Origin of the sequence: Streptomyces sp. NRRL F-5630, from assembly GCF_000719475.1 — a bacterium.
Taxonomy (GTDB): domain Bacteria; phylum Actinomycetota; class Actinomycetes; order Streptomycetales; family Streptomycetaceae; genus Streptomyces.
In genome coordinates, this window is record NZ_JOGO01000099.1 from 23,738 (window position 1) to 31,538 (window position 7,801).

The window sequence follows — 7,801 nt, forward strand, 5'->3', positions numbered from 1 at the left end:
CCCGCCCCCCTGCCCCGACGGAAAAGTCCCGCTGTCACGAGCTGACCTCCAGTCCCCGCGGCCTCAGCAGCAGTTCCGCCAGCGAGGCGAGCCAGTCGACGAGAAGGGCGAGCACGATCGTGAGGATCGAGCCGATCACGAGGACCGACATGCGCTGATTGGTGATGCCCGCCGTGATGATGTCTCCGAGCCCGCCGCCGCCACCGAACGTCGCGAGGGTCGCGGTGCCGACGTTGAGGACGAGCGCGGTGCGGACGCCCGAGAGGATCAGCGGCACCGCGAGCGGCAGTTCGACCTTGCCGAGCACCATGAGCGGCGACATGCCGATGCCCCGCGCGGCTTCGAGGAGCGTCGGGTCGTTGGCGCGCAGGCCGGCGATCGTGTTCGAGAGGACGGGCAGGATCGCGTAGATGATGATGCCGACGAGGGCCGGGAACTCGCCGGTGCCCAGCCAGATCACGAGCAGCGCGAGGAGCCCGAGCGCCGGGGTCGCCTGCCCGATGTTGGCGAAGGCGACCGCGACGGGCGCGGCCCTGCGCAGCCGCTGCCGGGTGAGCAGGATGCCGAGCGGGATCGCGATGATCAGCACGAAGAACGTCGAGATGACGGTGAGCTGGATGTGCTGCCGCACCCGCAGCCAGATGTTCCCGCCGCCGAGCGAGTTGCGGGCGATCACGTCGAGCGTCGCCGTGTCGTAGTAGAGCCACGTGCCGAACAGGGTGAGCGCGAGCACGAGCGGCAGGAAGGTGAGGGGGCGCCAGCCGATGCGGCGCGTGGCGCGCTCGACGCGAGCGCCGCGCGGCGCGTCGTGCTCGTCGCGCGGCCCGTCGTCCTCGCGCCCGTCGTCCTGGGGGCCGCCCTCGCCGCGCGCGCGGTGCGGTCCGTCGTACCTGGTGGCGGTGCGGGCGAGGCGCTCGGGGGCGGGGTCGTGGCCGCGTGCCGTCTCGCGGTCCTCGGCCGGGTCGCGGGGGCGCGGGCGGGGGTCCTGCTCGCTCATCCGGCCCCACCGTCCCGGTGCGGGTGCTCGGGGCGCGACTCGCCCCGCCCGGTCTCGGGCCCCGCGTCGCTGACGGCCGAGCCCCCCGGCCGCAACCCGCCGGGGTTCCGGCGCGACCCGTCGGGCGCGGCCGTCCCCGCGGCGCCGGGCGCGGGCGTCCCCGTACCGCCCGAGGTTCCCGCCCCTTCCTCCTCGGCCTCCAGCGCCGTCACCCGGCCGTGGCGTGCGAGGGCCTGCTCCTCCTGGATCTCGTCCAGCTCGTGGCGGTGCTCGATCGCCTCCAAGCGGTCTTCTTCGAGCATTTCATGCACTGAATTCATCAGCGTCTGCATATCGACGACACCTTCGTACTCGCCGCGCCGCCCCGTCACGGCGACGCGGCCCGCGTTGTCCGTGAGCACCGCCTCCAGGGCGTCGCGCAGGGTCGCGTCCCGCGTCACCGTGTCCTGCACGAACGCCCCGGCCCGGGAGAGCGAGCCCTTGGCGCGGCTGAGGTCACCGCGCCTGAGCCACTTGTAGGGGCGTTGGCGGCGATCGAGCATGAGCAGTTCGTTGTGCCCGGCCGTGCGGAGCTTGTCGAAAATGATCTGGAGCGGGTCATCGACGGACACGGTCGGCCAGTCGGTGATCCCCACGTCCCGGACGCGGGTGAGGTTGAGCCGCTTGAGCGCCGCGCCCGCGCCGACGAAGCCGGAGACGAAGTCGTCCGCCGGATTGGTCAGGATCGCCTCGGGGGTGTCGAACTGCGCGATCTTCGAACGATCACGCAGCACCGCGATCCGGTCGCCGATCTTGATCGCCTCGTCGAAGTCGTGCGTCACGAAGACGATCGTCTTGTGCAGTTCGTGCTGAAGCCTGATCAGCTCGTCCTGGAGGTGATCGCGGGTGATCGGGTCGACGGCACCGAAGGGCTCGTCCATGAGCAGGACGGGCGGGTCCGCCGCGAGCGCCCGCGCGACGCCCACGCGCTGCTGCTGACCACCGGAGAGCTGCCGCGGATAACGTCCCCGGAACTCGGCCGGGTCGAGGCCCACCAGGTCGAGCATCTCCTCCACGCGCTCCCGCACGCGGCTCTTCGGCCAGCCGATCATCCTCGGCACGAGCGCGATGTTCTGCGCGACGGTCAGGTGCGGGAAGAGGCCGGACGACTGGATCGCGTAGCCGATCTTCCGGCGCAGTTTCACCGGGTCCATGTCGGTGACGTCCTCGCCACCGATCCTGATCCGTCCACTGCTCGGTTCGATGAGCCGGTTGATCATTTTGAGCAGCGTCGTCTTGCCGCCGCCCGAGGGCCCGACGAAGACGACGGTCTCGCCCGCCTTGATCTCCAGGCTCACGTTCTCGACGGCGGGGACCGTGGTGCCCGGGTAGATCTTGGTGAGGTTCTCCAGCTCGATCGTCGCCCCGCTCGTGGTTCCCGCGCCGGGCGCGCCCGGGACGGTCGCTGAGGGCGCCGAGGCGCCCTGGGGCGGTGTGGAGGCGTCAGACACGAATACCCCTCGGAATGGTGAGCCTGCCGATCAGGACGTAGCCGAAGTCGAAGAGCAGGGCGAGGACGACGATGCCGACGGTGCCGGCGAGGACCTGGTTGAGCGCGTTCTTGCTGCCCAGCGAGGCGATGCCGCGGAAGATCTCGTTGCCGAGCCCGGGCCCGGAGGCGTACGCGGCGATCGCGGCGATCCCCATGAGCATCTGCGTCGAGACGCGGATACCGGTGAGGATCGGCGGCCAGGCGAGCGGCAGTTCGACCCGCAGGAGCCGGGCGGTACGGGACATGCCGATGCCCTTCGCGGCGTCCACGAGCGTCGCGTCGACCCCGCGCAGGCCCACGATCGCGTTCCGCACGATCGGCAGCAGCCCGTACAGCACGAGCGAGATGACGGTGGGCGCGACGCCGAGCCCCACGATCGGCACGAGCAGCCCGATGAGCGCGAGCGAGGGGACCGTCAGGATCGTCGAGGTCGTGGTCGTGGCGAGATTGCCCGCCCACTCCGAGCGGTAGCTGAAGACGCCGATCAGCACTCCGATGACGGTCGCGATGACCATGCACTGGAAGACGGCGCTCGCGTGCTGGTAGGCGTCCGAGAGCAACTGCTCGTGCCGGTTGCCCACATAGGTCCAGAAATTCACGCCACCGCTCCTGACTCCTGACATCGTCCGGCCGGTCCACCGCGCACGAAGGCGGTACGTGCACCTCCCGTACCGCTCCACAGTGGGGGTGGCGCAGGGGCCGCGCTCCCCGAGTACGGCCATACGGCGGGCAGGGGGGCACGGGCAGGGGTGACGCGGGGTGCGGACGCGGGAGCGCGGGGGTGCGGGGTGCGGTCAGGGGCGGGGTGGACGAGGGAGGGTGGACCGGGGAAGGCGGGGACGGGAGCCGACGGGGGACGCGGGCGGGGGAGCTTCCGGCCGGGGCGGCTCCCGGGGCGCGGTCAGTCGCGTGCCGCGTGTGCCGCCTGTTCGATGAGCGGGAGGACCCGCAGCGGTACGGGGTTCTCCATGACGATCGCCGTCGAGGCCCGCACGATCCCCTCGAAGCCGACGACCTGGTCGATGACCCGTTGCAGATCGGCGTTGGACCGGGCCACGAGACGGCACAGCATGTCGCCCTGTCCCGTGATCGTGTGCAGTTCGAGCACCTCGGGCACCCGCGCGAGATGCGCCCGCACCTGCTCCCCGCGCCCCTGCCGGATCTCCAGGGTCGCGAACGCCGTCACCGGATACCCGAGTGCCGCCGGCTCCACCTCGGGCCCGAACCCGCGGATCACGCCCCGCGCCCGCAGCCGGTCGAGCCGCGCCTGCGCCGTCCCGCGCGCGACTCCGAGCCGCCGCGACAGCGCGAGCACCCCGATCCGCGGTTCACGCGCGAGCAGCAGCAGAAGACGGGCGTCGAGGGCGTCGATCATGAATGGCTCCTGGCTCTCGTACTCCTGGACCGTGGCGGGCGCTTCGGTACCGCGTGAGGGCGGTGACGCGGGGCGGGTCCGCCGGTCTCATTCAGGCATTCGGGGAGCCGGGTGGACAAGATGCGGGACGAAACGGTCGGCAGGTGCGCGGTCGGCGCCTGCCCGGGAGCGGAAACCGCCGGACGGGCAAGGGTGCGCCGCCCGGACTTCGCGCAGGCACTCGCCTGCAGGGGCGGTACGCGGCGTGGGCGGTGCGTGGCGTGGGCGTGCCCGGTGCGGACGGTGCCCGCCGTGGGAGCCCGCCGCCCGGACGCCGTGCGGGAGCCCCGCCGCCCGGACGCCGCGCGGGGATCCGTCGCCCGGGGGCTTCCGTCCCCCCGTCCCCGGTGCCACGCTGGGGATCATGACGGACCAGCCGAGTGACCCGCGAACCGCGCTCCTCACCGACCTCCGCTCCGGACTTCCCGCCACCGCCGTCCTCGACGATCCCGAGGTGGTCGCCTCGTACGCGCACGACATGGCGAGCTTCTGCGCGGCCGGGCGGGCGGCCGTCGTCGTGCTGCCGCGCACCGCCGAAGAGGTCCAGCACGTCATGCGGACCGCGACCGCGCACCGCGTGCCCGTCGTGCCGCAGGGGGCGCGCAGCGGGCTGTCCGGGGCCGCGAACGCGATCGAGGGATGCGTCGTGGTCTCGCTCGTCAAAATGGACCGGATCGTCGAGATCGACCCCGTCGAGCGCGTCGCCGTCGTCGAGCCCGGCGTCATCAACGCGACGCTCTCCCGCGCCGTCGCCGAGCACGGACTGAACTACCCGCCCGACCCCTCCAGTTGGGAGATGTGCACGATCGGCGGGAACATCGGGACCGGCTCCGGCGGGCTCTGCTGCGTCAAGTACGGCGTCACCGCCGAGTACGTGCTCGGGCTCGACGTCGTCCTCGCCGACGGCCGTCTCCTGCGCACCGGGCGCCGCACCGCCAAGGGCGTCGCCGGCTACGACCTCACGCGGCTCTTCGTCGGCTCCGAGGGCAGCCTCGGCATCGTCGTACGGGCCGTCCTCGCCCTCAAACCCGCGCCCGCCCCGCAACTCGTCCTCGCCGCCGAGTTCGGCACCACGGCCGCCGCCTGCGAGGCGGTTCGCGCGATCATGGCGGGCGGCCACACCCCGTCCCTGCTCGAACTCATGGACCGTACGACCGTGCGCGCCGTCAACGCGTACGCCCGCATGGGCCTCCCCGAGTCCACCGCCGCACTCCTCCTCTGCGCCTTCGACACCCCGGACCCCACCGCCGACCTGGCCGCCGTCGCCGCCCTGTGCCACGCGGCGGGCGCGAGCGAGGTCGTCCCCGCCGAGACCCCCGCGGAGTCCGAACTCCTCCTAGCCGCACGCAGGTTGTCGCTCGTCGCCCTCGAAGCCGTCAAGGGCACCACGATGATCGACGACGTCTGCGTGCCCCGCTCCCGCCTCGCCGAACTCCTCGAAGGCGTCGAACGCATCGCCACCGCACATGAGTTGACCATCGGCGTCTGCGCGCACGCCGGGGACGGCAACACCCACCCCACCGTCTGCTTCGACGCCACCGACGAGGACGAGTCCCGCCGCGCCCGCGCCTCCTTCGACGAGATCATGGCCCTGGGCCTCCGACTCGGCGGCACGATCACCGGCGAGCACGGCGTCGGCCTCCTCAAGAAGGAGTGGCTCGCCCGCGAGTTGGGCGAGACCGGACTGGAGGTGCAGCGCGCGCTCAAGGCCACGCTCGACCCGCTGGGCATCCTCAACCCCGGCAAGGTGCTGTAGGCGGGAGGGGAGCCGCCGGTACGGGTACGGGGCCCCGCGCCCGCGGAGGGGACCACCCCCGCGCCTGGGCGGCTCACTCGCTCTCGCACCCGTCCTCCCGCCACGGATCGCGGTCCCGCTGCCACAGCTCCTCGACCGGCAGCGGCGTGAGCAGGTGCTCCAGCCCCTCCTCGATGCCGAGCAACTCGGCCTCCGTGCCCGGCGGCACGAGCCGCAGCGTGCGTTCCAGCCAGGCCGTCATCGGGAGCGCGGGCACCTGGATGAGCGCCTCGCCGTCCGGCGAGTTGAGCGCGACCCGTACCGTCTCGCGCCCGTCCTCCTTCGCCGGCCACACCCGCACGTCGCCGTGGCCCGTGGGCCGGAAGACGCCCTCGATCAGCAGTTCGCGCGAGAAAGTCCACGCCACCGGGGACTCGGAGTTGAGGTGGAAGAGGATGTGCACGGCATAGGGGTCGTCCGTGCGGTACGTCAGCCGTGCGGGTACCGCGACGGTGCGTTCCGGCGAGACGAGGAGCTGGAGTTCGAGTTCGCGTTCCACGACGGAGTGCGCCACGGCTGGTCCCTTTCTGCCTCTGCGACGGCCCACCTGAGGCCCGTACCGGGAGAGAGGGCGGCCGCAGCACAGCATTACGCGGGTTGCGGAAAGTTTTTCGCTCAACCGCCGGGATTGCCCCCACCTCCGCCGGACCGGCCCGCAACACGCCCGAGTTCTGGTAAATGTGGACGCCCACCCCACTCACCGAGCAGATACGGGACGAGCGGACGATGAGCGCCCCCACTCCGGCAGCAGGCGACGCGTACCCCGGCGAGGGGTACTACCCCGATCCCTCCATCCCCGGCTACCTGCGCTACTGGAGCGGTACGGGGTGGGTCGCCGGCACCAGCCGCCCCGCGCCCGCCGACGGCTCGGTCCCGCCCCCGCCTCCCGGCTACCCGCGCCAGGCCGCGCAGCCGCAGCCCGCCCCGGGCGCGGGCCCGGTCGCGCCCGAGGAGACCGGGCCCCTCTTCTTCGACGGCCCCCGTACCGCCACCTCACCCGTGCTCTACGGCCCCGAGCCCACGGCACCGCCGCAGGACCCCGGCCCCTGGGGCGCGAACACCCCGCAGGGCCAGGCCCCGCGCGTCTCCTGGGGCACGGGTCCGGAACAGGGCGGCGACCCCCGCGTCCCGCACCCCGCCGCCTCGCCCGAGGCCGCCGTGGAACCGAACCCCTATGGCGACGTCCCGCAACCGCCGTACGACACCCGGCCCCCGCTCGAACCCGTCCGCCCCCAGCCCGTCCAGCCCCGCCCGGAGGGCACGGGCACGGTGAGCCTGCGCCCGCAGGGCTCGGTGACGCCTTATCAGGGGGCCTGTCAAGGGCAGCAGGGGCAGGCGCACATTCAGGGTGCGGGTGCGGACGGTGCCGGGCCGGACGCCGGGGGCCGTACGGGGTCAGGTGAGCGGCCCGCGCTCGGCGCAGCCGACGCGTACCCCGCCCTTCCGGCGGGCGGTGGCCCCACGACGGGGGGTCAGGGCACTCTCTCGATGCGCCCGAGGAGCGGTCGCCGGGCGGCGGGGGAGTGGGCGCGGGAGCAGGGATGGGCCGGGGGACCGGCCGCGAGCCCCGAGCCCGCGCCCGAGCCCGGCGCCTCCGCGCGGGCCGGCGTCGCCTTCGGCAAGCCGGCGGGCATGGACGACACCGTACGGGCCCGTGCGGCACGGCTCGCGGAGCAGAACCCGGCGCCGGGGGCGCAACACGGAGCGCAACCACTGGCGGCGCACCCCCAGGCGGCGGAGCAGCCACAAGCGGTGCCCCCGCTGGCGGAGCATCCCCAGGCGGCGCGCCCATCGGCCGCGCACCCGCAGGCGGCGTCCGGCCCCGCCGTCCCCGGGGGCCACGCTCCGGGGACGCCCGGGAACCCCGCCGCAGCCTCGCGCGTTGGGCCCACCGGGGGGGCCCAACGAACCCCTAGGTGAACCGTTCGACCACCCCCTAGGGTCCGCCCCCGGCGCCCCCTCGGCCCACGCCACCCCCGGGAGCCACCCTCACGCCACGGGGAACCCCGCACGGGCCACCGGGAACCCTGCTCCGACCACCGGCAGCCCCGCCCCGGCCGGCGG

Annotated in this window: 7 protein-coding genes; 2 read left to right on the forward strand and 5 right to left on the reverse strand. The window is 73.5% G+C overall.

Features of this window, described 5'->3' with window-relative positions; all coding sequences use genetic code 11:
- Window positions 1-34: 34 nt before the first annotated feature.
- The 4 genes from IF99_RS0128010 to IF99_RS0128025 form a co-directional block, all read right to left on the reverse strand.
- Window positions 35-997 (reverse strand): ABC transporter permease, encoded by a 963-nt coding sequence (locus IF99_RS0128010; RefSeq protein ID WP_031000780.1) that lies wholly within the window; start codon window positions 995-997, stop codon window positions 35-37.
- Entirely contained in the window at window positions 994-2,487 is a 1,494-nt protein-coding gene (locus IF99_RS0128015) for a betaine/proline/choline family ABC transporter ATP-binding protein (RefSeq protein ID WP_031000782.1), read from the reverse strand. Before IF99_RS0128015 ends, IF99_RS0128010 begins: the two co-directional genes overlap by 4 nt.
- Window positions 2,480-3,127 carry an ABC transporter permease gene (locus IF99_RS0128020; protein WP_031000784.1) on the reverse strand — a complete coding sequence of 216 codons (648 nt, stop codon included), beginning with the start codon at window positions 3,125-3,127 and terminating at the stop codon, window positions 2,480-2,482. The genes IF99_RS0128015 and IF99_RS0128020 overlap by 8 nt, the downstream gene beginning before the upstream one ends.
- Window positions 3,128-3,429: 302 nt before the next feature.
- On the reverse strand, window positions 3,430-3,903 hold the full coding sequence (locus IF99_RS0128025; protein WP_031000786.1) for an Lrp/AsnC family transcriptional regulator: 474 nt from the start codon (window positions 3,901-3,903) through the stop codon (window positions 3,430-3,432).
- 403 nt (window positions 3,904-4,306) lie between these two features.
- Between IF99_RS0128025 and IF99_RS0128030 the strand changes: the two genes are divergently transcribed.
- Window positions 4,307-5,698, forward strand: a complete 1,392-nt coding sequence (locus IF99_RS0128030) for an FAD-binding oxidoreductase (protein WP_031000788.1) — start codon at window positions 4,307-4,309, stop codon at window positions 5,696-5,698.
- A 73-nt stretch (window positions 5,699-5,771) separates the two neighbouring features.
- On the opposite strand, the gene IF99_RS0128035 is transcribed toward IF99_RS0128030, so the two are convergent.
- Entirely contained in the window at window positions 5,772-6,251 is a 480-nt protein-coding gene (locus tag IF99_RS0128035) for an SsgA family sporulation/cell division regulator (protein ID WP_031000790.1), read from the reverse strand.
- Window positions 6,252-6,463: 212 nt separating this feature from the next.
- On the opposite strand from IF99_RS0128035, the gene IF99_RS0128040 reads away from it, so the two are divergent.
- Window positions 6,464-7,657: a DUF2510 domain-containing protein gene (locus IF99_RS0128040; protein ID WP_199806577.1), complete on the forward strand. Its 1,194-nt coding sequence runs from the start codon at window positions 6,464-6,466 to the stop codon at window positions 7,655-7,657.
- Window positions 7,658-7,801: the final 144 nt, after the last annotated feature.